The sequence below is a fragment of the Streptomyces sp. NRRL WC-3549 genome, from assembly GCF_000721935.1.
Taxonomy (GTDB): Bacteria; Actinomycetota; Actinomycetes; order Streptomycetales; family Streptomycetaceae; genus Streptomyces.
In genome coordinates this window covers 15,525-16,147 of the sequence record NZ_KL585421.1, presented here as the reverse complement: position 1 = coordinate 16,147, position 623 = coordinate 15,525, and the positions used below count along the sequence as shown (strand labels likewise).

At 73.4% G+C, this 623-nt stretch carries 1 protein-coding gene; it reads right to left on the bottom strand.

Going from position 1 to position 623, the window contains the following annotated elements; genetic code table 11:
* Positions 1 to 107 precede the first annotated feature (107 nt).
* Positions 108 to 623, bottom strand: a 516-nt coding sequence (locus tag IH13_RS0125375) for a shikimate dehydrogenase family protein (protein WP_031088194.1), incomplete at its 5' end; no start/stop codon positions are given.

The window sequence follows — 623 nt, the reverse complement described above, 5'->3', positions numbered from 1 at the left end:
CAGGCGGCCGGCCCACCCCGCCGGCGCCGTCACCCGGGCGGTCGCCGCTCCACGGCCTCCGGCTACCGGTGTCAGCGGTCCGGTGACTCCACCTCGTCACCGGCGGCTCACGGCGCCGGCGGCTCATCGAGCCGGAAGAAGGTTCGGTAGAGGTCGAGTTGGTGGTCGAGCATGTGGGCACCGTGAAGGATGGGATGGCCGAGCGCGGCAGCGGCCTTCAGCAGGGCGGTCTCCCTCGGCTTCATGATCACGTCCGCCACGACGCACCGCGGGGCCAGGGCCCGCAGGGGGAACGGCTGCGGATCGTCGGGGCGCATGCCCAGCGGGGTGGCGTTGACCACGATGTCCGCGTCATCGAGAGCCGGTGCCGCCTCGCCCCTGGCGCGGCCGGGCCAGTGTTCCTCCAGGCGTGCGACGAGGGCGGCGAGCTTGGCCGTGTCCGGGTCACAGAGCGTCAGTTGTGCGCAGCCCGCCGCCAGCAGAGCTGCCGCTATGGCGCTGCCGGCACCCCCGGCGCCCATCAGGACGATCCGCCTGCCCTCGGGAAGGTGTCCGGCTCCGGTCAGTCCACGGACGAATCCGGTGCCGTCGAAGTTCTCCCCCGTCCAGCGGCCGTCCGGCTC